Source organism: Halomonas sp. KM072 (assembly GCF_050710315.1).
Lineage (GTDB): Bacteria > Pseudomonadota > Gammaproteobacteria > Pseudomonadales > Halomonadaceae > Vreelandella > Vreelandella hamiltonii.
The window spans coordinates 1,681,908-1,707,282 of sequence record NZ_CP136132.1 but is presented as its reverse complement, the minus strand read 5'-3'; the positions used below and the strand labels follow the sequence as shown (position 1 = coordinate 1,707,282).

23 protein-coding genes and 1 riboswitch are annotated in these 25,375 nt (G+C 61.4%); of the genes, 21 read left to right on the top strand and 2 right to left on the bottom strand.

The window, feature by feature from the left end:
- Positions 1-170 precede the first annotated feature (170 nt).
- Together RVM26_RS08055 and RVM26_RS08050 are read right to left on the bottom strand one after the other, a co-directional pair.
- Complete coding sequence (locus tag RVM26_RS08055) at positions 171-3,302, bottom strand: efflux RND transporter permease subunit (RefSeq protein WP_498941606.1); 3,132 nt, start codon at positions 3,300-3,302, stop codon at positions 171-173.
- Positions 3,303-3,310: 8 nt separating this feature from the next.
- Complete coding sequence (locus RVM26_RS08050; RefSeq protein ID WP_016914193.1) at positions 3,311-4,387, bottom strand: efflux RND transporter periplasmic adaptor subunit; 1,077 nt, start codon at positions 4,385-4,387, stop codon at positions 3,311-3,313.
- A gap of 157 nt (positions 4,388-4,544) precedes the next feature.
- Here RVM26_RS08050 and RVM26_RS08045 point away from each other — a divergent pair, with 157 nt between their 5' ends.
- From RVM26_RS08045 to RVM26_RS07945, 21 genes are all read left to right on the top strand, one after another.
- On the top strand, positions 4,545-6,011 hold the full coding sequence (locus RVM26_RS08045) for an efflux transporter outer membrane subunit (protein WP_081135029.1): 1,467 nt from the start codon (positions 4,545-4,547) through the stop codon (positions 6,009-6,011).
- Positions 6,012-6,120: 109 nt separating this feature from the next.
- Positions 6,121-7,212: a nicotinate-nucleotide--dimethylbenzimidazole phosphoribosyltransferase gene (gene cobT, locus RVM26_RS08040; RefSeq protein ID WP_172416090.1), complete on the top strand. Its 1,092-nt coding sequence runs from the start codon at positions 6,121-6,123 to the stop codon at positions 7,210-7,212.
- A complete protein-coding gene (cbiB, locus tag RVM26_RS08035) occupies positions 7,209-8,216 on the top strand; it encodes an adenosylcobinamide-phosphate synthase CbiB (RefSeq protein WP_172416091.1) in 1,008 nt (335 codons plus the stop codon). Before cobT ends, cbiB begins: the two co-directional genes overlap by 4 nt.
- Positions 8,216-9,328 (top strand): threonine-phosphate decarboxylase CobD, encoded by a 1,113-nt coding sequence (gene cobD / locus RVM26_RS08030; RefSeq protein WP_058578357.1) that lies wholly within the window; start codon positions 8,216-8,218, stop codon positions 9,326-9,328. The genes cbiB and cobD overlap by 1 nt, the downstream gene beginning before the upstream one ends.
- A complete protein-coding gene (locus RVM26_RS08025; RefSeq protein WP_172416092.1) occupies positions 9,312-9,860 on the top strand; it encodes a bifunctional adenosylcobinamide kinase/adenosylcobinamide-phosphate guanylyltransferase in 549 nt (182 codons plus the stop codon). Before cobD ends, RVM26_RS08025 begins: the two co-directional genes overlap by 17 nt.
- On the top strand, positions 9,857-10,633 hold the full coding sequence (cobS, locus tag RVM26_RS08020) for an adenosylcobinamide-GDP ribazoletransferase (RefSeq protein WP_498941605.1): 777 nt from the start codon (positions 9,857-9,859) through the stop codon (positions 10,631-10,633). Before RVM26_RS08025 ends, cobS begins: the two co-directional genes overlap by 4 nt.
- A complete protein-coding gene (locus RVM26_RS08015; protein ID WP_228219272.1) occupies positions 10,588-11,223 on the top strand; it encodes a histidine phosphatase family protein in 636 nt (211 codons plus the stop codon). Before cobS ends, RVM26_RS08015 begins: the two co-directional genes overlap by 46 nt.
- The gene (locus tag RVM26_RS08010; RefSeq protein WP_228219254.1) at positions 11,175-11,606 is read left to right on the top strand and encodes a bifunctional adenosylcobinamide kinase/adenosylcobinamide-phosphate guanylyltransferase; all 432 of its coding nucleotides are present in this window, start codon (positions 11,175-11,177) and stop codon (positions 11,604-11,606) included. Before RVM26_RS08015 ends, RVM26_RS08010 begins: the two co-directional genes overlap by 49 nt.
- Before the next feature lie 32 nt (positions 11,607-11,638).
- Positions 11,639-11,873: riboswitch (cobalamin riboswitch) on the top strand.
- 141 nt (positions 11,874-12,014) lie between these two features.
- Positions 12,015-13,835, top strand: coding sequence for a TonB-dependent receptor domain-containing protein (locus RVM26_RS08005; protein WP_054641777.1), 1,821 nt, complete (start codon positions 12,015-12,017; stop codon positions 13,833-13,835).
- A 13-nt stretch (positions 13,836-13,848) separates the two neighbouring features.
- Complete coding sequence (locus RVM26_RS08000; protein ID WP_498941604.1) at positions 13,849-14,739, top strand: cobalamin-binding protein; 891 nt, start codon at positions 13,849-13,851, stop codon at positions 14,737-14,739.
- Entirely contained in the window at positions 14,739-15,710 is a 972-nt protein-coding gene (locus tag RVM26_RS07995) for a FecCD family ABC transporter permease (RefSeq protein WP_498941603.1), read from the top strand. Before RVM26_RS08000 ends, RVM26_RS07995 begins: the two co-directional genes overlap by 1 nt.
- Positions 15,710-16,498: an ABC transporter ATP-binding protein gene (locus RVM26_RS07990; RefSeq protein WP_498941602.1), complete on the top strand. Its 789-nt coding sequence runs from the start codon at positions 15,710-15,712 to the stop codon at positions 16,496-16,498. The genes RVM26_RS07995 and RVM26_RS07990 overlap by 1 nt, the downstream gene beginning before the upstream one ends.
- Positions 16,499-16,512: 14 nt before the next feature.
- A complete protein-coding gene (locus tag RVM26_RS07985) occupies positions 16,513-17,823 on the top strand; it encodes a hydrogenobyrinic/cobyrinic acid a,c-diamide synthase (RefSeq protein WP_498941601.1) in 1,311 nt (436 codons plus the stop codon).
- A gap of 107 nt (positions 17,824-17,930) precedes the next feature.
- Positions 17,931-18,371 carry a YtoQ family protein gene (locus tag RVM26_RS07980; RefSeq protein WP_016914164.1) on the top strand — a complete coding sequence of 147 codons (441 nt, stop codon included), beginning with the start codon at positions 17,931-17,933 and terminating at the stop codon, positions 18,369-18,371.
- Between the two features lie 19 nt (positions 18,372-18,390).
- Complete coding sequence (gene cobO, locus RVM26_RS07975; protein WP_498941600.1) at positions 18,391-19,002, top strand: cob(I)yrinic acid a,c-diamide adenosyltransferase; 612 nt, start codon at positions 18,391-18,393, stop codon at positions 19,000-19,002.
- A gap of 644 nt (positions 19,003-19,646) precedes the next feature.
- Positions 19,647-20,504 (top strand): tyrosine-type recombinase/integrase, encoded by an 858-nt coding sequence (locus RVM26_RS07970; protein ID WP_213262753.1) that lies wholly within the window; start codon positions 19,647-19,649, stop codon positions 20,502-20,504.
- Entirely contained in the window at positions 20,497-21,648 is a 1,152-nt protein-coding gene (locus tag RVM26_RS07965) for an IS91 family transposase (protein WP_498941599.1), read from the top strand. The genes RVM26_RS07970 and RVM26_RS07965 overlap by 8 nt, the downstream gene beginning before the upstream one ends.
- 337 nt (positions 21,649-21,985) lie before the next feature.
- Entirely contained in the window at positions 21,986-22,696 is a 711-nt protein-coding gene (locus RVM26_RS07960) for an SDR family NAD(P)-dependent oxidoreductase (protein ID WP_498941716.1), read from the top strand.
- Positions 22,697-23,031: 335 nt separating this feature from the next.
- Complete coding sequence (locus RVM26_RS07955) at positions 23,032-23,238, top strand: KTSC domain-containing protein (RefSeq protein WP_093477503.1); 207 nt, start codon at positions 23,032-23,034, stop codon at positions 23,236-23,238.
- A gap of 115 nt (positions 23,239-23,353) precedes the next feature.
- On the top strand, positions 23,354-24,019 hold the full coding sequence (locus tag RVM26_RS07950) for a hypothetical protein (RefSeq protein WP_498941598.1): 666 nt from the start codon (positions 23,354-23,356) through the stop codon (positions 24,017-24,019).
- A 111-nt stretch (positions 24,020-24,130) separates the two neighbouring features.
- Positions 24,131-25,306 carry a YcjF family protein gene (locus RVM26_RS07945; RefSeq protein ID WP_498941597.1) on the top strand — a complete coding sequence of 392 codons (1,176 nt, stop codon included), beginning with the start codon at positions 24,131-24,133 and terminating at the stop codon, positions 25,304-25,306.
- Positions 25,307-25,375: the final 69 nt, after the last annotated feature.

Sequence of the window (25,375 nt, the reverse complement as noted above, 5' to 3'; positions counted from 1 at the left end):
AGTATCTTGTAGTTATTTTACATTTTATGGCGCCAATAATAGAGACCTTACGGCAATAAAAAGCCGATTTATAGCTTAAGTCGTAGTTTTATTACCCGAAAGGATGAGCCGGGTGACCCCGGCCCCGGCCCATGATGGCTAAAAAGCGCTCATGGGCCGAACGCGCCTGCTCAGGACTCGACCTCATCGCTGCTGATATGGAACAGCATGGCATACAGGGTGGGTACGGCAATCAGTGTCAGCAACGAGGCAAACGCCAGGCCGCCCATGATGGTCACTGCCATGCTGTTGAAGAAGGCGTCGGCCAGCAGCGGCAGCATGCCAAGGATAGTGGTGCCAGCGGCCAGAAAGACCGGCCGCAAGCGGCTGACGCTAGCGTCCACCAGTGCAGAAAAGCGCGCCTTGCCCTCCTTGATCTGCCCGTCGATCTCGTCCACCAGCACGATGGCGTTTTTCATCAGCATGCCCGACAGGCTGAGCATGCCCAGCAGGGCGGTAAACGAGAAGGGCAGGCCGGTTACCAGTAGGCCAATCACCACGCCACACACCGACATGGGCACCACCAGCCAGATGATCAGCGGCTGCTTGAGCTTGCCAAACAGCAAAATCGAGGTCAGCAGCATCACCAGTAGGCTGATGGGCAGCTGCTGGGCCAGCGCCTCCTTGGCATCGCCGGAATCCTCGTGTTCACCTCCCCAGCTCAGCTGGTAGCCCGGTGGCAGCGTCATGGCCTCGAGCTCTTCGCGAATGCCGTCGAAGGCTTGGGCGGCGGTATAGCCCTCGGCGGGTTCGGCCCCGACGGTCAGCGTACGCACCCGGTTGCGGCGTTGAATCAGTGCTTCCTCGCTATCGGTATCGAAGGAGGAGACCACCTGACTGATGGGCACGAAGCGCTGCTGCGCGGCGCTCCACACGTTGCGGTTTTCCAGCAGTGCCACATCGTCCCGCTCGGCCGCCGGGGGGCGGGCGACGATGGGCAGCAGGTGCTCGCCTTCACGGTAGGTGCCTGCCCGAATGCCCGACGAGGCAAACTGCAGGGTCTGGGTGATGTCTTCACGACTGACCCCGGCAATGCGGGCGCGCTCCTCGTTGATGCGCGGGCGCACTACCAGCTCCTGCTGACGCCAGTCGGTGCGCGGGTCGATCAGGTAGGGGCTGTCGGCCATGATGCGCTGGGCCTGGTCGGCCAGCGAGCGCAGCACTTCCGGGGAGGGCCCCTGAAAGCGCGCCTCGATGTCCGCACCATCGCCTGGGCCGAACTGTAGCCGCTGGGTGCGTACCTGTGCGCTGGGAAACGCTTCGTTCAGCTCTCGGTAGAAGCGCTGGTCCAGCGCGGGAATGGCGTCCAGGTCTTCGGTGCGCACGATGAACTGGGCATAGGCGGTGTTGGGCTGCTCCGGGGCGTAGGTGAGCATGAAGCGGGTAGCGCCCTGGCCGATGAAGCTGGCCACCGATACCACGTCCTCCTGCTCCAGGATATACGCCTCGATATCGGCGGCGTAGTCGGCGGTCGAGCGAATGTCGGTGCCCTGGGGCAGCTCCACATTGACGAAGAACAGCGGCGTGTTGGAGTCCGGAAAGAACGACTGGGGTATCAGGCTGAAGGCCCACAGGCACACGGCGGTGATCAGCACCAGCGCGCTGACGGTGACGATGCGTATGCGCAGTGCCAGCAGCAGCACCCGGCGATAGGCGCGATAGAGCAGGCCGCCGTACAGCTCGCGCTTGCTGGGCTCGTCGTCGTTCTCCTCGTTCTCCTCGTTCTCGTGCTGGCGCTCGCCTGCTTGCTGCTCGTCAGCGGACTGATCCTCGTCGTCGCCTTTTTGGCGCAGCAGGTAGTAGCCAAACAGCGGGGTGACGGTGATCGCCAGCAGCCAGCTCAGCATCAGGGAGACCAGAATGACCATGAACAGCGAGTAGAGAAATTCGCCGGTGACATCGTCCGACAGGCCAATACCGGCAAAGGCCATGATGCCGATCACCGTGGCGCCCAGCAGCGGCAGCTGGGCACGCTTGGCGGCGCTGCCTGCAGCCTCCTTGGCGCGCTGGCCGCGCTTGATGTTGGTGACCATGCCTTCGGCGACCACGATGGCGTTATCCACCAGCATGCCCATGGCGATGATCAGCGCCCCCAGCGAGATACGCTCCATCTCGATGTTCAACAGCCCCATGAACAGTAGTGTGCCCAGCACGGTGAGCAGTAAGGTACTGCCGACCACCACGCCGATACGCCAGCCCATGGCCAGGCACAGCACCCCGATCACGATGGCCACCGACATGGCCAGGTTGAGCAGGAAGTCGTTGATGGCATCGTTGACCACATGGTGCTGTTCGTAGAGAGGATGCAGCTCTACGCCCAGCGGCAGGCGGCTTTTCAGCTCTTCCATGCGGGCTTCGACGGCTTCGCCCACTTCGATGATGTTGTCGTTGGCGGCGCCCGCAATGCCGAGCGTGAAGGCATCCTCGCCGTTATAGCGAATCAGCTGGTTGGGCTGGTCGCTGGGCTCGCGGTAGACGGTGGCGATATCCACCAGCGACACCTGCTCGGTGGTGCCGGGGCGGCCGATGCGAATGGCTTCGATCAGCGCGGTGCTGTCGATGTCGCTACGCGCCACCAGCCGCACCTGGCGTTCCCCCACCCGCAGGCTGCCCGCGTCTTCCACGGCGTTTTCGGTCTGGATGGTGTTGATGACCTGATCGATGGGAATGCCCAGGGTGGTCAGGCGCTCGTTGGAGATGTCGATGTAGATGGTCTCTTCCCGCTCGCCTGCGGTGGTCACCCTGGCCACGCCGGGTACTGCCAGCAGCTCGCGCTGAAGAAACGTCGAAATATCGCGGATCTCCCGCGTGGTGAACCCATCGGCCGTGACCGCATAGAAGAGGCCGTACACTTCACCGAAATCGTCGTTGACCTGGGAGCCCAGCACCCCGTCGGGCAGGTCGCCCTGGGCATCTTTGATCTTGTGGCGCAGCTCGTCCCAGATTTGCGGCAGTTCGTGGCTGCGGTAGCTGGCGTGGACTTCCACCTGGATTTCCGAGCGCCCTGGTAGCGACTTCGACTCGATGACGTCGATCTGCTCCATCTCCTGGATGGCGCGCTCCAGACGTTCGGTGACCTCTTCTTCCACTTCCACGGCGGTGGCGCCGGGGTAGGGCGTGTTGATGATGGCGTTGGGGATGGTGAAGGCGGGGTCTTCCAGTTTGCCCACCGTATTGAATCCCCAGATACCGCCCAACAGGCAGATCACCACGATCAGCCAGGTATTGAGAGGCCGTTCGATGGACAGCTTGGCGATGTTCATGGCGGCTCCTAGAGGGCGTTATCCAGCGGTTTGACGCGCATGCCGTCGCGCAGCAGGTGTACCCCGGCCGCCGCAATCGACTCGCCAGGCTGAACGCCTGCCACCAGCATCACGGCGTCGTCGCTCAGCTCACCCACGGTGACCTCCCGGGGCGATACCGTGCCCTCGTCGGGGTCGTAGACCCACACGCGAAAATCACCGCTCTCGGTGGTGTCCAGGGCGCTGGCTGGAATCATCATCACCCCGGACACCAGCCGCTCGGCGGGTTCGATGAACACGGTGGCCGTGGTGCCGGGCAGCGCCACCAGGTGCTCGCCTTGGGCGGGCGCGAACTCCACCTGATAGGTCTGGGCGACCTCGTCGGGCTCGGTGATGTGTTCGCGGTACTCCAGCGCAATGCGCTCGCCGGGCAGCGTGGCGATCTCGGCTTCGGCGTTGAAACCGTGTTCGCCATCGAGATGCTGCATCAGCGCTTCGGGCACGTTGATGCGAATGCGCAGCTCCGAGATGTCCTGAATACGGACGACTTCGGCATTGGGCGGCAGCGTGGTGTGGTTTTCCACCAGGCGGCGGGCAATCAGCGCATCAAAGGGCGCGTACAATGAGGTGTAGGCCAGCTCCTGGCGGGCGCTCTCCAGCTGGGTAGCGGCCAGCTCGGCATCAGTGCGGGCCGCTTCCAGCACCGAGGCGGAGACGGCGTTATGGCGATACAGATTTTCCTGCCGCTGCAGATGCTGACGGGCCTGGGTCAATTCCGCTTCCGCGGCGCGCACCTGCAAGGCGTAATCGGTTTGATCGAGCTGGGCGATCAGCTCGCCTTTGGCCAGCGTGGTGCCCTGTACGGCTGGAAAGGTGGTCAGGCGCCCGCCCACCTGAAAGGCCAGATTGACGGTGCTCACGGCATCGACGCGACCCACGAAACGACGGCCCGAAAAGGCCTGCTGCTGGCCGGTCTCAAACAGTTTGACCACCTGAGCCGGAGGCTCGGGGGGCTCTTCGGCGTCTCTGCAACCTGCCAATAACGTCACGCATGCCAGCAACCCGGCCAGAGTGGGTAGCCACTTCCCCTTGCGGATGAACCTCATTCAATGCCTCCCTGCAAGTCAATGGGGGATCACGGTGGTGTGATGTATCCCCTGTTTCGTTAGTCTCCTATAATAGGTACTCTTAGCCACTTCGAACAGGTGTTTGGTTAAACGCCGCCCTAAATCGGTATTCACCCGAACTGCAAGGATGATCAGCGTGCACAGGAATCGCCCGTGGGGCCCCCGCCTCAAACCGTTCACCACTGCCTCGGCGCTGGCCTTGCTGCTGGCAGGCTGTGCGGTCGGCCCGGAGTATCAAACGCCCGACATTGAGCTGCCGGAGAGCTGGCCTGCCCATATCACTCTGGAGCAGCAGGCCCGTGACGACTGGCACCGCTGGTGGCAGCGCTTCGAAGACCCGGCGCTGAACCGGCTGGTCGAGCGCGCCAGCGAAGACAATCTCGAACTGGCGATTCAGTTGGCGCGCATTCGCGAGGCCCGGGCCCAGCTGGGGTTTGCCGATGCCGAGCGCTTTCCCACCGTGGGCTATCAGGCCGAAGCCAACCGTGAGCGCACCCCGGGGGCGGCGCTGCCCATCGATGTTCAGCCCGTGCAGGAGCTGCTGACCTCCACCAATAATCAGTACTCCCTGGCCGCCAGCCTGGAGTATGAAATCGACCTGTGGGGGCGGCTAGCCAACCAGCGCGCTGCGGCCATGGCCGCCCTGCAGGAGAGCCTGTTTGCCAGAGACGCCGCCGAGCTGGGCGTGATCGGTGACGTGGTCACCACCTACGTCAGCCTGAAAAGTGCCGAAGCCCAGCAAGCGCTGATGGAGGAGACCCTGGCCGCGTACCAGGAGACCTATCGCCTTCAGGCGCTGCGCTTCGAGCATGGCGACATCAGCGAACTGGAACTGCGCCAGGCCGAAGCCGAGTGGCGCAACCTGCAGGCAGAGCTGCCGTCGCTCAAGCAGCAGGTGGAAACCCTGCGCGGGGCCCTGGGCACGCTGGTGGGCATGTCCCCTGATGAGCTGCTGACTACCCTGGACACCGGCACGTCGCGGCTGGATGACCTGGCCCAGCCGGTGGGCATACCTGCCGTGATGCCGTCGGCGATGCTCCAGCGCAGGCCCGATATTCGCTCGGCAGAAGCGGCGCTGATTGCGGCCACCGCCCAGATCGGCGTGGCCGAGGCCAACCGCCTGCCGTCGCTCAATCTCAGCTCCTTTTTGGGCACTGCGGCCGCCAGCACCAGTGATCTGTTCAGCGATGTGGCCCGCACCTGGGGCGTCGGGGCCTCGGTGATGGGGCCGCTGTTCGACTTCGGTCGTAGCCAGTCCGGGGTGGAAAGCGCTGAAGCGCTGGCCGAACAGGCCGAAGCGCAGTATCGCCTGACCGTGCTGACCGCTTTCAACGAAGTGCGCGATGCGCTCTACAGCTACGACTTCAGCGAGCGACGGCTGGCCGCCATCGACGAACAGCTGGAGGCCGTTGCCCGCACCCGGGAGCTGGCCGTGCTGATGTACGACCAGGGGCAGGTGAGCCAGCTGGAGCGCCTGGACGCCGAACGCAACCTGCTCTCGGCCCGTTTGGCCCAGGCCGATGCGCGCCGTGAGCAGCTGGCGGCCACGGCGACGCTGTTCAAGGCGCTGGGGGGCGGCTGGCAGGAAACCCCCGTTTACTGATTGTCGGTACGGTAACCACAGCCCGGGCGGCTCCGCTGGCCGCCCGTATCTGTTACCATGCTGCGCTTGCGATCACTTCATCTCTGGTTTTGCTGCCACTGGAGCTGCCATGCCTCCCTGTGCGTCCTCTGCTGCCGCTTCTGACTCCCTTGCCGCTTACCCCTGGCTGCCCGATATCGGCCCTGTCGATGCCGCCGCCGCTGAGCGCACCCGTGCCTACCTCGACACTTTGACCAAGCCGCCCGGCAGCCTGGGCAGGCTCGAAGCGCTGGCGATTCAGCTCAGCGCCATCACGGGCAGCGCCCGCCCTCGGATGGATAGCCCCGCCGTGGTGGTGTTTGCCGCCGACCACGGCGTGGCCGCTGAAGGCGTGTCGGCGTTTCCCCAGGAGGTGACCGCGCAGATGGTCGCCAACTTCGTTCAGCAGGGCGCGGCCATCAACGTGTTTGCCCGCCAGCTGGGCGCTCGGGTGGACGTGGTGGATGTCGGGGTGGCGTCGCCGCGACCGCTGCCGGGAGCCACCGATGCCCGCGTGCGTTCGGGCACGGCCAACATGCTGCACCACGACGCCATGTCGCTGGACGACGCGCGCCAGGCCATGCAGGCCGGCATGGCAGCGGTCGAGCGGGCCGTACAGGCGGGGGCCAATGGGCTCATCGTGGGCGACATGGGCATCGCCAACACCACCGCCAGCAGCGCCATGCTGGCGGCGTTGCTAGGGGTGCCCGCCGCCCAGGTGGTGGGGGCGGGCACCGGCATCGACAGCACCCAGCAGGCCCACAAGGCGGCGGTCATCGAGCGGGCGCTGGCCAATCGCCAGGCGAATCCTGACGACCCGCTGGAGGTGTTGTGCAAGCTGGGCGGCCTGGAAATTGCCGCCATGGCGGGTGCGTACCTGGCGGCGGCGGCCCACCGCCTGCCTGCGGTGGTGGATGGCTTCATTGCCACGGTGGCGGCCCTGACCGCCTGCCGCATGGCCCCGGCACTGTGTGACTACCTGGTATTTGGCCACCGTTCGGCGGAGCCGGGCCACGCCCTGGCGCTGGAAGCCCTGGCGGCGCAGCCGCTGCTGGCCCTGGAAATGCGCCTGGGCGAGGGCAGTGGGGCGACGCTGGCTTACCCGCTGCTACAGGCTGCCGCCGCCATGCTCAGTGACATGGCCACGTTCTCCCAGGCGGGGGTGAGTGGCAAGGCACCATGAGCCTCGACTTGCTGAGCCTGCCCGCTCTGGCCGGATGGGTCGCACTGGCCATCGTCATCGATTTGATCGTGGGGGACCCGCGCGCGCTGCCCCACCCGGTGGTGATCATCGGCAAGGCGATTAGCGCCCTGGAGCACCGCTGGAACAAAGGCAGCCCCCAGCGGCGGCGCCTGTTGGGCGGGTGCCTTACCCTGGTGGTGGTGCTGGGCACCTTGTCGGTGGCCTGGCTGGGGCTTGCGCTGTTGTCGTGGGTGCACCCCTGGCTGGGGCTGGCCGCCGAGCTGTGGCTGCTGGCCACCACGCTGGCCATCAAGGGGCTGGCGGATGCCGGGCGGGCCATTGCCGCCCCGTTGCGGCAGGGCGACTTGCCCGGTGCGCGGCAGGCGCTGTCCAGAGTGGTGGGGCGTGATACCCAGGCTCTGGATGAAGCCGAGATTACCCGGGGCGCGGTGGAAACCGTGGCGGAAAACACCGTCGATGGCATTACCTCGCCGCTGCTGTTTGCGCTGCTGGGGGGCGCGCCGCTGGCGCTGGCCTACAAGGCCATCAATACGCTGGACTCCATGGTGGGCTACCGGAACGAGCGCTACGGCGACTTCGGCTACGCCTCGGCCAGGCTGGACGACCTAGCCAACTGGCTGCCTGCCCGGCTGACCGCCCTGTGCCTGTGGCTGGCGGGCGTGCTGTATGGGGTGTTTCACCGCTCACCTCTGCGCTGGCGGGGCGCCCTGGCGGCCACCTGGCGCGAAGCGCCCCGCCATCCAAGCCCCAACGCGGGTTGGCCCGAGGCGATGGTGGCGAATTTGCTGGGTGTCCAGTTGGGCGGCACCAACGTCTACCAGGGGCAAGTATCACACCGGGCCACGCTGGGCACCGCCCATGATTTACTCACAGCCAGCCACATCACTACCACGATTTGGCTGATGCACGGGGCCTGGCTGCTGTTCTTCCTGCTGCTGCTCTTCCTGCAGCTGTGCCTCGTGATGGCTACGGGGGGCGGGTGATGCGCGACCAGCCCGGCAACCTGCCTCTCCATCATTGGCCAAGCCACGGTGGCCAGGCCGCCGCGCTGCTGCAGCGCTTTGGCCTGCCTGCCGACCACCCGCTGGAAGATATCAGCGCCAACCTGAACCCGCTGGGCCCGCCCGGCTGGGTAACCGGCTACCTGGCCCAGCGCCTGGCTGGACTGGGCCGCTACCCCGAACCGGACTACCGCGCCGCCAGGCAGGCGATTGCCGAACACGCAGGCGTGGAGCCGGGGCAGGTACTGCTCACCAACGGCGGTGCGGAAGCCATCTTTCTGGCGGCGGCGCACCACGCTGGCCAGCAGGCGCTGATCGTCACTCCTACCTTTGGCGAGTATGCCCGGGCCTGCAACGCCCACGGTGTGCGCATCAGCGAGCTTGGCCTGTTGCCGGGCACCTTCGACCCGCCCGCGGCCGCGTTGCTGCAGGCGGCAGCCAGCGCTGATGTTGTGTTCGTCTGCCGCCCCAACAACCCCACCGGCACGCTGCTGTCCGTGGCGCTTATCGAGGCGCTGCTGGACGCCTTGAAACCGGGGGCCTCGCTGGTGGTGGATGAGGCCTTCATCGACCTGGCATTGGAGGCTGCACCGCTGACTCCGCTGCTCCAACGCTACCCGGCGTTGATCCTGCTGCGCTCCATGACCAAATTCTTTACCCTGCCGGGCCTGCGGCTGGGCTACGTGCTGGCCGATGTGGGGCGTATCGCTCAGCTTCAGGCGCAGCAACCGCCCTGGAGCGTCAATCATCTGGCCGCCGAACTGGTGCCGCCGCTGCTGGCGGATGAGGGCTTTGCCCGGCGTACCTACCAGTGGTTGGCCCGTGAGCAGCCACGCATGGGCGCTGCCCTGGCCGCGCTGGGGCTGGAGGTGGTACCCAGCCACAGCTGCTTTCATCTGGTGCGGCCTGGGGCCGCCCAGCGGCAGCGGGGCATTTCCAGTATCGTGCTGCTTGAACGCCTGCTTCACCAAGGTATGCTGGCGCGACATACCCATGGTTTTACTGGCCTGAAGGGTGGTTGGCTAAGGCTGGCACTGCGCGCTGGTGTGACCAATGATCGGTTGTCAAAGGTGCTGAATGATTGTCTTTGTTAGTGGAGGGGCTCGGTCGGGCAAGAGCCTGGTGGCGGAGCAGTGTGTTCAGCAGTACGCCGACGGCAAGACGTGTTACTACGTGGCCACCGCCGACATCTACGATAGCGAAATGGCCGAACGGGTAGGCCATCATCAGGCCCGCCGCGCCAACCACTGGGTCACCCTGGAAGCCCCGCTCAACATCGAACAGGCCGTGGCCCAGGTGCCCAACGGCCATGCTGCCCTGTTGGACTGCCTGACCCTCTGGGCCAGCCAGGTGATGTTCAATACTCAGGAGGACGCCGCACCGGTCAGCGAAACGGAAGCCTTTGCACTGTTGGTGCGTGCGCTTCACGATGCCCGCCGCCGGGGGGTGACGCTGGTGGTGGTCTCCAACGACCTCAACGAAGCGCCCTTGCCTGCCTCGGCAGAGGTGTGGCGCTACGTGGAATTCCTGCAAGGGTTGCACCGCTGGCTGGCGGCCCAGGCCGACCGGGTGGTGGAGGTGGTGGCCGGGCAGTTCATCGAATGGAAGGTGGCTGGCGCACCATGAAACACGCTCTGTACGGCATGCTGCTGGCGCTGCAGTTTCTGACGCGCCTGCCGATCCCCGTTGCCTGCCCCTGGACACCGGCCACCCGGCGCTGGGCCATTCGCGCCTACCCGCTGGTGGGCCTGATGGTGGGGGCGCTGCTGGCCTGTGTCGCCCTGCTGTTGGGCCAGTGGCAAACCCCATCGCCCATCTCGGCGCTGGTACTGCTTAGCCTGTGGGTGGCCATTTCCGGTGGCCTGCACCTGGATGGCGTGATGGACCTGGCCGATGCGCTGGGCAGCAACCAGCCGCTGGAACGGCGCTGGGAGATCATGAAAGACCCACAAATCGGCAGCTTCGGTATGTTAGCGCTGCTGTTTTTGCTGGCCTGGAAGGGCGTGCTGCTCTGGGCGCTGCTGCAGTATCACGCGCCGCTGTGGTGGCTGATGGTGGTGCCCGCGTTGGGGCGTTGGGCGGGAGTCGCGCTACTTGTACTGACCCCATGCGCCCACTCACGCGGCCTGGCCTGGAGCTGGCAGCAGTCGCTCAGCCGCCGCGATGTTGGGCTAGCGCTAGTGCCGTTGCTACCGCTGGCGTTGGTATGGCCCGCAATGGCGCTATGGCTGGTCGCAGTCGCGTGTTGGTTAGCGCTGACGCGTGCGGCACTGCTGCGTCTATTTAACGGAATTAACGGCGATATGGTCGGTGCCACCATTGAAGGAGAAGAGCTTTGGCTACTGGTCTTAATGTGGAGTTGGTGGCAGTTCGTCACGGTATCACCGCCTGGAATTTAGAGCGCCGTTACCAGGGCCAGCGAGATATTCCGCTGCTGTTTCCCGATGCGGAGGAGGGGCTGCTAACGCTTCGGAAAGCCCTGATGGATGAACGCTTTGACGCGATTTATGCCAGTGACCTTGGCCGCTGCCAGCAAACGCTGGCGTGGTTACAAGCAGCAAAACCGGGTATACCCGTCTATGCCGAACCGCGCCTACGGGAGCTCGATTTTGGCGAGTACGAAGGCAAGGTTTACGATGAATTAAAAGAATTGCCGCACTATCGTGCCTGGATTGATAGCGCCGGAGAGCTGCAAATTCCCGGTGGAGAGTCTTCTGGCCAGCTGCGCGAACGCCTAGATGCTTGGCTCGACGATGTCGCGGCACACACTCAGCAGTATGGCTATCAAAAAGTGTTAGTGGTGACCCACGGCGGTGTGATTCGTGAGCTACGCCGCCGTTTTGAAACCCTCGATTTTTGGGAGGGAATTGTGCATCAGGCCCAAGGACGGCGCTGGCAGCTCGCGTATCAGGCAGGTGAGGATGGAAAAGGAGAATGGCAATGCAACTATTCATCGGCGGTGCCAGTGCAGGTAAGCGCAACGCTGTAAAACAACGCTTCCCCAGTGCGGTATGGTGGCGCTTAGCCCCTGGCCAGCGCCTTCATGAGGTCGCCCACGTCATGCTACCGAATACGCCGCTGGTGCTCCACGGCTTGTTTGAGTGGCTCACCGCCGCGCTGGATTCTGACTTCAGCAGCGACGAGTGGCGAGCCCAGTGGCGGGAAGATTTACAGCGCCTAAACCAAACCGCCGCAGAGGATAACGTCATGCTGGTGATTATTGCCAACGAACTGGGCCGTGGCCTGGTGCCCATCGCCCGGGACCAGCGCCGCCTGCGCGATTTAAGCGGCTGGTTCACCCAGGATGCCGCCGCCCACGCTGAGCAGGTATGGTACGTGCGCCACGGCCTATTACAGGCGCTGAAAGGCTAGACGGTAAATTGACCAACCTCTAACAAGTTGCTAGTTTACGCGCACTCTCAGGTGCTGGTGGCACTAACGCCATCAATTAAACGGGAAGTTGGTGAACGTTTTTTGTGAATCCAACGCTGCCCCCGCAACGGTGATCGAGATAAGAACGGCTAGAGACGCCACTGTGCTTACGCATGGGAAGGTGGTCGTTCGGAAAGGTATGGCGCTTACGTTAAGCCGCCCCTTTCGCTCGTCAGCCCGGAGACCGGCCTAAGAGTGACGGCTAAAAAAAGCCAAAGATTACCGGCATGCGGAGGGCATGTGCAGGGCGAATACCAGTGGCTTTCAGCCGCTGTTTTCCCTTGTGTGCCCCTGCCCGGCCACTAAAAACACGCTGTGCGGGTGAGCACAGTGAGCAAGGGACCTTTCATGAACCACCGTTTTCACACCACCGCCACACGGGCGGCATTTGCGATGGCAGCACTGCCGCTGGCCATCTCCTTTTCAGCCCAGGCCCAGTACGCCGAAGCGACCACGGAATTAGCGGCGCTTGATCCTGTCGTTGTCACCGCTGCATTAGCGCCCCGCACCGCCAATGAAAGCCTCTCATCCGTTAGCGTGCTGGATGAAGCTACTTTTCGCCGCCAAGACCCCACCAGCCTAACCGATCTTCTACGCGGCCAGCCGGGCGTTGATGTCACCAGCAACGGCAGTTTTGGTAAAAGCGGCAGCGTTTCTTTGCGTGGTGCGCCCGGCGATGCAAACGTGCTAATGATAGATGGCATTCGGCTGCGTTCAGCCACAGCGGGTAGTGCCGCTTTTCAGTATTTAGATCCTCGTATGTTTGACCGCGCGGAAATCGTGCGCGGCCCGCGGGGTAGTCTTTACGGCGCGGATGCCGTTGGCGGCGTGATACAGCTCTTTACCCCTGATGGTGACGAACAAGGCCCGCAACCCAATATTTCCATCGGCGGTGGTTCATTCAATACCCAGCGGGTAAGTGCCGGTATTTCTGGACGCGAAGGCGGCACGCGCTACAGTTTTGCCGGTAGCCATTTCAATACCGACGGCCAGCCCATTCGTCGCGGTGGCGAAGACAAAGGCTACGACAACACCTCGGCGCTGGCCCGTGTTGCACACACCTTCGAGAGTGGCGCTGAAGTGGGCGTGCTGGCGCTGCGCGCTCGCGGCCACAACGAATATGATGGCGGTGAGAATGACTTCGTTCAGCAGGTGGCGGGTATTTACGGTGAGCTACCGGTAACTACTACCTGGCGCAGTCGGTTAACGCTAAGCGAAGCCCGCGATGAGCTGGACACGATGGATAACTTCGGTGGGTCGGTGATTGATACCCGCACCCAAACCGCTCGCTGGCAAAACAACATCCAGCTCGGCGCCCATGAGGTAATCGCGGGCGCTGAAATTAGCGAAGACCGCGTTTCAAGCACCAATGAGTTTGAGGTCACCAGTCGCGATAACACCGCGGTATTTACGCAAGCGCTGCTCGACTTTTCGCCGTTTGCTATTCAGGCAAGCCTGCGTTACGACGACAACGAGGCCTATGGCGATGAAGTGACCGGCAGCTTGGCGCTGGGCTACGAACTGGATAACTACCATACGCTGCGCGCCAGTATAGGCACGGCGTTTAAAGCCCCGAGTTTTAATGACCTCTATTGGCCGAACTCTGGCAACCCTGATCTCAATCCGGAAAAATCTGAAACCGTTGAAGTGGGCGTTCGCGGCCAGTACAGCCAGTGGTTCTGGGACGTGGCCGTCTTCCAAAACGACTACGACGACCTGATTGCCTGGGCGCCGACGCCAAGCGGTTTGTGGGCGCCACAAAACGTCAATAATGCGCGTATTCGCGGTGCTGAGCTTTCAAGCGGCGTAGAAGTCAACGACTGGGTACTGCAAGCTGCCTATACCTACCTGGACCCGGAAGATCAGGAAACAGGCAATCGACTAGCCCGCCGTGCTAGCCAAAGTGTGCGGCTAGATGCTGACCGCGAGCTTGGCGATTGGTCATTGGGAGGGTCGTTAGTAGCACAAGGTTACCGCTATGATAATGCCTCTAATACTCAGCGATTGGGTGGCTATGGGTTGGTTAATCTACGTGCGGGATGGCAGTTTGCACCGCTTTGGACGGCCCGTGTTACGGTAGAAAATGCCTTTGATAAAGAGTATGAAACCTCGCGTGACTACATCAACGCAGGCCGAGCAGGGTTCTTAAGTGTTCACTTTGGCCAGTAGCCAACGTGGGTTAATGCGCGGGGCCTTGGGCCTCGCGTTTTTGCTCATAGCCATACCTGTCCAGGGCCACGACCACTCACGCTGCGTGGTGGATGATCGTGACCGCGAAGTATGCCTGCACAACGCTGCACGGCGTATTGCCACGCTCTCCCCAGGGGCAACGGAGCTGACCTACGCCGCAGGCGCAGGAGATCAGGTCGTGGCCGTGGTGAGTTACAGCGACTACCCGCCGCAAGCCCAAGAAGTGGCTTCGGTGGGCAGCCATACGCGGATTGATTTAGAGGCCCTGGTCGGGCTTGCCCCGGATTTAGTCATCGGCTGGGTAACAGGTAACCCCGCCGAGCAGATGGAAACCCTAGAAGCGCTGGGCATGCCGGTGTTCTACATCGAGCCGCGTAGCGTGGAAGACGTCGCCCACACCATTGAGCGACTGGCCCGTTTAGCGGGAACTGAACCAACTGGGCGGCAGGCGGCTAGCGAGTTTAGAGACGGCATGGCCGCGCTCACCGCCCGCTACAGGGAGCGCGACCCGGTACCCACGTTTTATCAGGTGTGGGACGAGCCGCTGATGAGCGTTAATAACGAACATCTGATTGGTGAGGTAGTAGAGCTTTGCGGCGGCGAGAACGTCTTTGGCGAGTTGGAACGGCTGGTGCCAAGGCTGGATGACGAAGCCGTGCTGGCCGCCAACCCGGAAGCCATCATCGCGGGTGGCATGGGCGAAAAGAACCGCCACTGGCTGACCCACTGGGAGCAGTACCCTCACCTGGACGCGGTGGCCAAGGAGAACCTCTATTTCGTACCGCCTTCACTGATCCAGCGGCCCACCCCGCGCCTGCTGGAAGGCGCACAGCTGCTGTGCGACAAACTCGATCAGGCGCGCCAGAAGCGCGAGGACGCCTGATGCCGCTGCGCCGCTGGACACCCCTTGGCCTGCTGGCCCTGATGGCCATGGCGGCGCTGCTGTTTTCGCTGACGGTGGGCAGCGCCTCGCTTTCCGTGGCTCAGCTCTGGGGCGTGGTTCAGGGGCAGGGCGATGCGCTGGCGCGCACCCTGGTGGTGGAGCTGCGCCTGCCAAGGGCGCTCTCGGCCTTTGCGGTGGGCGGGCTGCTGGCCGTGGCCGGAGCGCTGATGCAGGTGCTGCTGCGTAACCCGCTGGCCGACCCCTACGTGCTGGGGCTTTCCGGCGGCGCCTCGATTGGTGCCCTGGCGGCCATGTTGGCGGGCCTGGGTGGCCTGCTGGTCTCCGGTTCTGCATTCGTGGGGGCGCTGGTATCGACGCTGCTGGTGTTTGGCCTGGCCCATGGCCGGGGCGGTTGGACGCCTTCCCGGCTGCTGCTGACCGGCGTGGTGGTGGCCGCCGGTTGGGGCGCGGTGATTACCCTGATGCTGGCGCTGAGCCCCGCCGAGCGGCTGCCCGGCATGCTCTACTGGCTGATGGGCGATCTTTCCTACTCCCGTACCCCCTGGCCGCCGCTGCTTCTGCTGCTGCTGACCTGCCTGGTGCTGGTGCCGCTGGGGCGCAGCCTGAACGTACTGGCCCGAGGCCCCCAGCAGGCGGCCGCCCTGGGCGTGGATGTTCGCCCATTGGAGTGGAGCATCTACATCGCCGCCAGCCTGCTCACGGCCGCTGCCGTGACCAGCGCGGGCAGCATCGGCTTCGTGGGGCTGATCGTGCCGCACATGCTGCGTTTGGTGCTGGGCAACGACCAGCGGCTGATTCTGCCCGCCTGCGCCCTGGCCGGGGGCACACTGCTGGTGCTGGCCGACACCCTGGCCCGCACCCTGATTGCCCCGGAGCAGCTGCCCGTGGGGGTAATCACTGCGCTGCTGGGCGTGCCCACGTTCCTCTTTCTGCTCTACCGGAGCCGCTGATGACCCGCTTGGCCACCCAGGAGTTGATCATCGACGTGCCGGGGCGCCGTTCAGGCACCGCGCTGAACCTCACCATCGAGCCGGGGCAGGTATGGGGCGTGCTGGGCCCCAACGGCGCGGGCAAGACCACACTGCTGCACACTTTGGCCGGGCTTCACGCCCCCCGCTCGGGGCAGGTGCTGCTGGGCGACACGCCGCTTGGCCAGCTACGCAGGCGGCAAGTGGCCCAGCGGCTGGGGCTGGTGTTTCAGGAGCGGCTGGACGGCTTTCCCGCCACGGTACTGGAGACCGCGCTGATAGGCCGCCACCCCTACCTTTCATTGTGGCAGCGGGAAGGTGCCGACGACTACGCCCTCGCCGAGGCCGCGCTGGCCGCGCTGGACGTGGCGCATCTTCGCCACCGCTTGGTCAGCACGCTTTCCGGCGGTGAACGCCAGCGGGTGGCGATGGCGACGGTGCTTACCCAAGCGCCTAATATTTGGCTGGCGGACGAACCCACCAACCACCTGGATTTACACCACCAAAGCGCGGTGATGGCGCTAATGGCTGAGCAGGCCGCCAAGGGCAGCGCGGTAATGATGTGCCTGCACGATTTGAATTTAGCCGCCCGCTGGTGCGACCACATTCTGCTGCTATACCCCAGCGGCGAAGCCTGCTGGGGCCCACGAGACACCATGCTGGTGCCCAGCGCTCTGGAGCGGCTCTACCGCCAGCGGTTGGCCACGGTAGAGGTGGACGGCGCGCCGGTGTTCGTGCCCATTCACGCGCCATTGACCGATCATGAATGATTCAAGGAAGCCACATGTTGCAAGGTGAAGCACACGCCGCGTTGATCAGCGCCCCCGGCTCCGGCCAGGGCAAATCCATGGTGACGGCGGCACTGGCCCGGCTGCACCGCAATGCCGGGCGCACCGTGCGGGTGTTCAAGCACGGCCCCGACTACCTGGACCCCATGGTGCAAGAGGTCGCCTCTGGCCAGCCGGTGTACCAGCTTCACCCCTGGATGACCGGCGAGCACGAGTGCCGCTGGCGGCTGGCCAAAGCCGCTCAGGAAGCCGATGTGATTCTGGTGGAAGGCTCCATGGGGCTCTTCGATGGCTCGCCCTCCAGCGCGGACCTGGCCATTCTGGCAGGCATCCCCGCGTTGCCGGTGATTGACGCCTGGGGCATGGCGCAAACCTTCGGCGCGGTGGCCCAGGGCCTGGCCAACTACCACCCGGATCTCGCCATTCACGAAGTGATCGCCAACCGCGTGGGCAGCCCCGGCCACGGCAAACTGCTGGCCGAGAGCATGCCGGAAGGCATTGCCCTGCTGGGGGCCATTCCCCGCCACGAGGCCATGCAGATCCCCGACCGCCACCTGGGCCTGGTGCAAGCCAGCGAGCTGGGAGGCCTGGATGCCCAGCTGGATGCCGCCGCGAACGTGCTGGAAGAGGCCGGGCTGGGCCGCCTGCCCAAGCGGGTCTCGCTCAGCGCTGAGACCCCCACGCCTGCCCCGGCACATCTGCTCGGCGTGCGTATCGCCATCGCCAAAGACGATGCCTTCGCGTTTCTCTACCGCGCCAATCTCGACGTGCTCGAAGAGATGGGCGCCATGCTGCGTTTCTTCTCGCCGCTCGATGACACAGCGCTGCCAGAGTGCGATGCCCTGTGGCTGCCCGGCGGCTACCCGGAACTCCACGCCGCCCGCTTCAGCGCCAACCAGCCCATGCACGACGCCATTCGCGCCCACCACTGGGCAGGCAAGCCCATACTGGCCGAGTGCGGCGGGCTGATGAGCTGCGTAGAGCAGCTGGTAGATGGCGACGGCAACGGCCACGCCATGCTGGGGCTACTGCCCGGCACCGCCAGAATGGCCGGAAAGCTCACTGCGCTTGGGCTGCAAAGCCTGCACACCCAACGCGGCGAGCTGCGCGGCCACACCTACCACCACTCGCTGCTGGACACCTCCCTGAAGCCGCTGGCCCGCACCCGCAAGCTGGCAGGCAGCGAAGCCGAACCGATCTACATCGAGGGCGCGCTGGTGGCCAGCTACTTCCACGGCTACTTTCCCTCCGCGCCCAGGCTGGTGGCGGACATTTTCACCGGCCAGGCACTGCAGCCCACCGCGTAACGGGCAGGGGAGGCGGGTCGCTGCAAATCAAATATGGAAGGTTTTTCCAAAAAGCCCAGTGGGCTATGATAGGGCGACACACACTCCCCAACCCCCAAGGAGCCACCATGAGCTTTTACGTCTACCTTTCCGGCGAGATTCACACCGACTGGCGCGAAGAGATCCAGCGCGGCGCAGAAGCCGCAGGCCTGGACGTGGTCTTCACCGCCCCGGTGACCGACCATGACGCCTCCGATGCCGCTGGCGACCACCTGGGCAAGCCGGACAACGGCTTCTGGCGCGACCACCAGTCCTCCAAAGTGAACGCCATCCGCACCCGCACCCTGATCGAACAAGCCGATCTGGTGGTGGTGCGCTTCGGCGACAAGTACAAACAGTGGAACGCCGCCTTCGATGCAGGCTACTGCGCAGCCCTGGCCAAGCCCTACATCACCCTGCACAGCGAAGAGATCGTTCACCCGCTGAAAGAAGTCGACGCCCAGGCCCAAGCCTGGTGCACCACCACCGATCAGGTCGTGGAAACCCTGCGCTACGTACTGAAAGCGTAAAACACCCCAAGGAGCCCCCATGCGCGAAAATGCCAAAACCCCGGAACGCCATGCCCAGCGCATGGCGGCCAAGCAAAAAATCATGAACGAGCGCATTGCCCGCGCCGACAAAGAGCAGGGCATCTTGCTGGTGCTCACCGGCCCCGGCAAAGGCAAAAGCAGCTCCGGTTTTGGCATGCTCGCCCGCGCCCTGGGCCACGGCATAAAGGTAGGCGTGGTGCAGTTCATCAAGGGCGCGTTCAGCACCGGCGAAGAAGCCTTCTTCCGCAACCTGCCCAACGTGGACTACCACGTCATGGGCGAAGGCTACACTTGGGACACTCAGGACCGCGAACGCGACGTCGCCGCCGCCAACGCCGCCTGGGCACAAGCCAAGCGCATGCTGCAAGACGACAGCTACCACATGGTACTGCTCGACGAACTCAACATAGCCCTGCGCTACGAGTACCTCGACCTGGACCAGGTCCTCGACGACCTGCAAGCCCGCCCCCCCATGCAACACGCCATCGTCACCGGCCGCTACGCCCCCCAACCCCTCATCGACCTCGCCGACACCGTCACCGAAATGAAAGTCGTCAAACACGCCTTCAAAGACCAAGGCATCAAAGCCCAAAAAGGCATCGAGCTTTGAAGTGAGGAGAAAAATGGAAGGGGAGAGGAGTGGCTGGTGACCCGTGAGTGTTAGACGTTCGGCCCCCGTAGCGCGGCGTAACGCCCGAGCGAGAGCAACGAGCGAAGAAGGCACCCGCAGCGGCGGCCCGGCGCGAAGGCGGCGCCAGCCGCCCCGACCCCGCCACATCCCCCAAAGCGCCACCAACCCCGTAGCGCGGCGTAACGCCCGAGCGAGAGCAACGAGCGAGGAAGGCACCCGCAGCGGCGGCCCGGCGCGAAGGCGGCGCCCAGCCGCCCCGAACCCGCCACATTCCCTCAACCACTCCATCCCTTGACCCAACTCAATTTTTCCGAAAATCTGCGTGACCAAAGCCAAATTTATCAATAGAGTATGATTAAATCGTAAAAAGCAGCAGGCGCGCGAATTTTGGTTATGCTGCCATGTGCCAGGCATAGACTATTAGAAACAGTGGTTTATGCTTGCTTGAGTGGCGATATAACATCAATGGTCATGCTGGCGCGTTCAAAAGTGTTATGTGGAAGGGCGTATAATCACTGTTGAACTAAACCGCTTCGCGGTAGCTGTTGACGAATCACGTTTTTCGCCTCATCGGGCCACACTATTGATTGACCCACGTGGGTCAATCAACAGGAGTGACGACGATGACTGCCCTGCGACAGAAGATGATCGCGGCCATGCGTCAGCGTGGCTTTGCGCAACGTACCCACAATACCTACCTGATGGTGGTCACTGATCTGGCACGTTATTTCCACCGTTCGCCAGACACGTTGAGTACCGACGACCTGCAACACTTCTTCAATCACCTGGTTCAGGAGCGCGGTTTGTCTGCCGCCAGTTGCCGTGTCTATCTGCACGGCGTGCGGTTCCTGTATTTGCACGTATTGCAGTGGCCGTCGTTTGATGTGCCGCTCACCGTCCCCAAAAAACCGCAGCGGATTCCAGAACTGCTGACCCGCGACGAGGTTCGGCGGATCCTGGCCGCCTGCCAAAACGCCAAGCATCGCATGATGCTCGAACTGTGCTATGGCTGCGGATTGCGTGTGACCGAGGTCTGCCACCTGCGAGTTAGTGACATCGACAGCCAGCGTTACCAACTCCGTGTGACGCAGGGCAAGGGCGGCAAGGATCGTATGGTGTTACTACCCGTGACCCTGCTTGATCGCTTGCGCGATTACTGGCGCGCCTATCGGCCAGTCACATGGCTGTTCCCGAGCGCTCTGTTTCCCGATCAAGCCCTGCACGCCAGTGCGCCACAGAAGGCCTTTACCCAGGCCAAGCGTCTGGCCGGGGTCGAGCGGGTGGGTGGCATCCATAGTCTGCGCCATGCCTATGCCACCCATGTTCTGGAGCAAGGCCTGCCCGTCCATCAGCTCCAGCGACTACTGGGCCACCGTAACCTCCAGTCGACGATGCGCTACCTGCACTGGCTACCGAACCAGCAAGGGGGAGATCAGTGTCATATTGACCTGGTGGCCGCCCTGGAGGTGAGCCATGACTAAGGCCGCTACCTTGCAACAGGCATTGACCCGCTTTCTCGACCCAAGCGGTCTTGATCGCCAGCGCCAACGGGTGTGTACCCATCTGCTGGCCTGCCGAACGAAGGCGATGGGTGGGATGGTCTTACAGTGCTCTGACTGCGCTCATGTACAGCCACGCTACTTTGGCTGTCGTGATCGTCACTGTCCACAGTGTCAGGGCCGCGCCATGGCGCAATGGGCTGAGCGTCAGCAGGCCAATATGCTGCCGGTGCGCTATTACCACGTCGTATTCACGCTACCGCACAGTCTTAATGGCTGGGTTCAGCTTCATCCCGAGGTGATTCACCGATTGCTGTTCCAGAGTGCCTGGCAAACGCTGTGCACGTTTGCACGAGACCCAAAACGCCTCAACGGCGAAATGGGCATGATCGCGGTGCTTCACACCTGGGGCCAGAACCTGAGCCAGCATGTGCATCTGCATTGTCTGGTTCCAGGCGGTGCCTTGAGTGACGATGGCAAGTGGCATGAAGCGCGAAGCAACTACTTGTTCCCCGTGCGGGCCCTGTCACGCCACTTCCGTGGGCACATGGTGAGCGCTCTGCGCAAGGCCGCCCATGCTGGCGATCTCCACCGGGTTACCCGGCCCGGCGATGTCGATGCTCAATTGAACACACTGATGGCCACTGACTGGGTGGTTGACAGCAAGGACTGCCTTGAACACACCCAGGCGGTAGTACGCTACCTGGCGCGCTACACGCGCCAGATCGCCATCAGCAACGCACGTATCCTCGCCGTAGACGACCAGCAAGTGACCCTACGTTACAAGGATTACCGCGACCACAACCGACACAAGCAACTCATTCTGGATGGCGAGGAGTTCGTGCGTCGCTTCCTGCTCCATGTCCTGCCCAAGGGACTGATGCGAGTGCGGCATTACGGCTTTCTGGCCAATCGCTGCCGACGGCAACGTCTGGTACAGATCCGTCGAGCGCTAGCGATGGTTGACCAGGCCCCCCATGTCGATACAGCCGCCAGCGATGCGGAGCCGACCTACACCTGTCCACACTGCAAGCAGCCCACCTTACGGATGATCGGGACGCTCACACCCCAGCGCCCCCTCCATGATCAGCCGCCTAACGACAAGGAGCAACACTATCGAGCATGATGTAACGCCCTACGACAACAACAGACCTGGCTAACCGGCTCGCTAGCGAGTCATGGATAAGCTCGTCCCGATGATGGATTTTAGCCATCAGACGCGCTACATTGGGTTAAATTGGATTTGGAAGTGTCGACATAATGACGAAACGGACGATCAGAGCGCGTGCCCCCCGACCTGCCAATGCGCCGTTTGGCACCTCAGGCCACCTGTCAGTCAATACAATTCCCTATTAAATAGCCGCCTGATGGACGCGCCTTAGTCCAACAGGCATTTATTCGCCATGCTCCGCACGGCGAATAAATGCTTCACTGTTAGGCAAAAGGAGAGTTGATTCGTGAGGATGATGGTGGTTGGGGCGAGTAGAGGTCTTGGTCGAGCTTTTGTCGAGGGGCTATGTGCCGCCGGTGATAATGTCATTGGTGTTTCACGCGGCCGGCCGAGTGATCTGACACTACCACCTTCCGTTTGTCTCGACTGGATCGAGGCGGATTTGGGAGCTCCGTTGAAAGCTGCTAAGCAGATTGAGCGACAGGCACCCTCGGAACTGGATGTGCTCATTTACAATCTGGGGGTGTGGGAAGAGACCGCCTTCTCAGACGAGTACAAATTTCTCGATGATGCTGATGCAAGTATTGTCGCGATGGTGAATACCAACATCACCGGCACCATCCTGCTGCTGAAACGACTAATCCCGAAACTTCTCGGCTCAACTAGTCCTCGTTTGATTCTCACCGGCTCAACGTCCGGGCTTCGTCAGAGTGGGCGACCAGAAGTTACGTTCGGCGCATCAAAGTTCGCCCTGACCGGCATTGGTGATGCGTTGAGGGAGAGCTTTAGAGAGGACGGATTAGCGGTTACTTGCTTGCAGTTGGGCTACCTCAACACAGAAGATGGTCTCTCTGTTCCGTTAAGTGAGGCTGCTCTCAGAGGCGATGGGCAGCTTGTGCCGGTTCATGATGTAGTCGGCGTGGTAAAAGCACTCCTTAGTATGTCCAGCGTCTCGTACGTTCGTGAACTTGTGCTTCCTGCGATACGCGATGAACGGTTTTGACGCCCCAGGAAGCAAGCCTAACCAGTGGCAGCACGGTGACCGCTTTTCCGCCGCGATGCGGCTCCAAACGGCACGTGTGCCAGGCGTTAAATTACAAAAGGAGTCCAGATGTATACTGGATTTTGGATTGATAACAACTACATCTGGGGTCCAGAAGAATCGGGAAGATTCTGGATTGACGGCGGTTATATTTGGGGGCCGTATAACTCAGGCAAGTGGTGGATTGATGGTGGCTGGATCTGGGGGCCTACCGACGGTGGGAAATTTTGGATTGATAATGGTCACATATATGGCCCATCAAAAACGTTGCCCTGGCTAAGGAAATAGGAAGTCATATGACAGAGTGGATTAATGTTCGGTCAACTGCTATTCGGCGCATTGGCTACGATGCCAGCACCATGCGCATGTACATAGATTTTGAGGATAGTGATCCTGTTTACACTTTTTGTCGGGTTCCAGAGAGAGTCTTTCGCGATTTTGTTAGGGCTCGCTCTATTGGACAGTACTACCATCAACACATAAAGAATCGTTACGATTGTTGAGCGCAAGGGCATTTAACAATCGGCTGTTGTCGCCCCTTCGGAGCTGGGACGGCCTTTCCGCCGCTGCGCGGCTACAAGTCCGCCCCAAAGCCGGGCGTTAGATGTAGGGGGATCTATGGCATTCCATGAAGATGATGTGCAACTTGGACTGGATGGCCGTTGGAGCCTAGAGGAGCTATCCGATGCCACAAAGGATTACGTCCAGCTCTATGGGTTTGCTTACTCGTTAATGCCAGACCTCCCGCTCGCCAGGCGCGCCGAGATTGACTACATCTATGGCAAGTTTCCTTGGCAGGGAGGCTATAGCACCGTTAATTTTTTCAACCAGCTATTTCACAAGATTCCGTCTAAGTTCCGGCCAGAAGTAAAAAGGATTCAGTACGCCTCTCCGGGCTTTATCGAGTTAACGCTCCTGCTCGCAGCGGCTACTACAGTGGCTGCGATTGTGAAAGCTGTTTGCTCCTCCATCAACAATGCTCACGAGACCTACCGGAACATTCAAAAGGGCGCGATCGAGCACAAGCTTTCTAAGATCAACCTCGCGAAAGAAGAGCTCGATTTAAAGCAGCGGCAGATAACATTCTGCGAGAACTCGTCCAAGAAATTGATAGATCTGTTCGGACTCTCGCCGGAGCAGGAGGCTTTGATCGGCCAACGCACGGATGGCAACCCCGTCATGAAGCTCAAGATTCTTCTGTCAGTCTTCAGGAGAGTTGCACCCCTTGCTGACAAGCAAGCTGAGGGCAAGCTCAAGATCCGCGGCAAGAAGAAATCTAACTAGTCATTCAAGCCGACGCCGCTTCGCGGCGCGGCTTAATTCACGCGTTAGCAAGAGTAACCACTGACAATCGATAATTCTAAATTTTAACTGAAGTGATACGGAGAAAAAGAAATGAGCGATTATAAGGATTTCCTTGGCGACAGCTACAACGAGGAAAGCGGTGAGTTTAATCATGACAAAGCCAGAAATAAGGCTGTCAATGAAAAAGAACAATGCAATGTAATTATTTCTGGTGCCAGCGGTGTAGGTAAAAGCACTTTGATTAACGCTATTTTTGGCGAGGAAGTTGTTAAAGCCGGTGCAGGAAAGCCTATCACCCAGCATCTTGAAAAAATTGTCATCCCTGAAAAAGGTATTTGCCTTTGGGACACCAAAGGCATAGAGGCTGAAAACTATCAAGACACAATGGCATCACTGGAAAATGAATTCAGGCAAGCCATTGATAACGCCAATGACGACAGCGATATTCCTCATATTGGCTGGGTTTGCATAAAAGCCAGCAGTGATCGAGTGGAAGACCGCGACCTTACGTTGATTGGCCTTCTCGAGAAACGTAATATCCCCGCCGTCGTAGTTTTCACCCGTGTTACAGGCAAGTCAGAAAGAGAATTTGTTGAAGAAGCAAAGCTTATCATTGACAAAGATTATAAAGACTTTTTGAGCGGAGCTTATGTTTCCGTTAATTCTGTCCCCTATGAAATTGACGAAGATATTGTGGTAAAGGTCAAAGGGCTTGAATCCCTGACTGAGGTCACTGAAGCGCGATTTCCTGAGGGTAAGAAATCGGCAAAAAATGCCTTTCTAAAAGCTCAGCGCTCAAAAATAGAAAAGCGTCTTACCGCGATGAAAGAGGGTGCCAGAGAAATGGTTCACGTTGCTTCCGCCGCAGCCGGAACAGCGGGAGCTTCACCGATTCCTGGGTCTGATGCACCTATTATTGCAGCAATACAAAGCACCATGATTTATAAAATCAATACCGAATTCGAACTAGATGCGGATAATTCAAAAATGACATCAGTTTTGACTGGTATTATGGGAGTTACCGCACTGGCGCAAGTGGGTAAAGCTGTAGTATCTAACGCCCTGAAATTTATTCCCGGCGCAGGCACCCTGATCGGCGGAGCTATTTCTGCATCCACAGCGATTGCAATCACGGAAGCCGTCGGCCACGCCTATATTGCTGTATTGGAAAATTTCTTCGACATGGAAAAAGGGGAAGTCGTTTTGCCAGAGAACTCAGCTCGAATTATATCTGTATTCAAAGATGTGTTCAGTTACAAAAAGTAATTGCCATCGTCAAGAAATTTTGGGTGATTTATGTTCAGCTCGACTTCCGTATCAGTCGAGCTGAGTTAT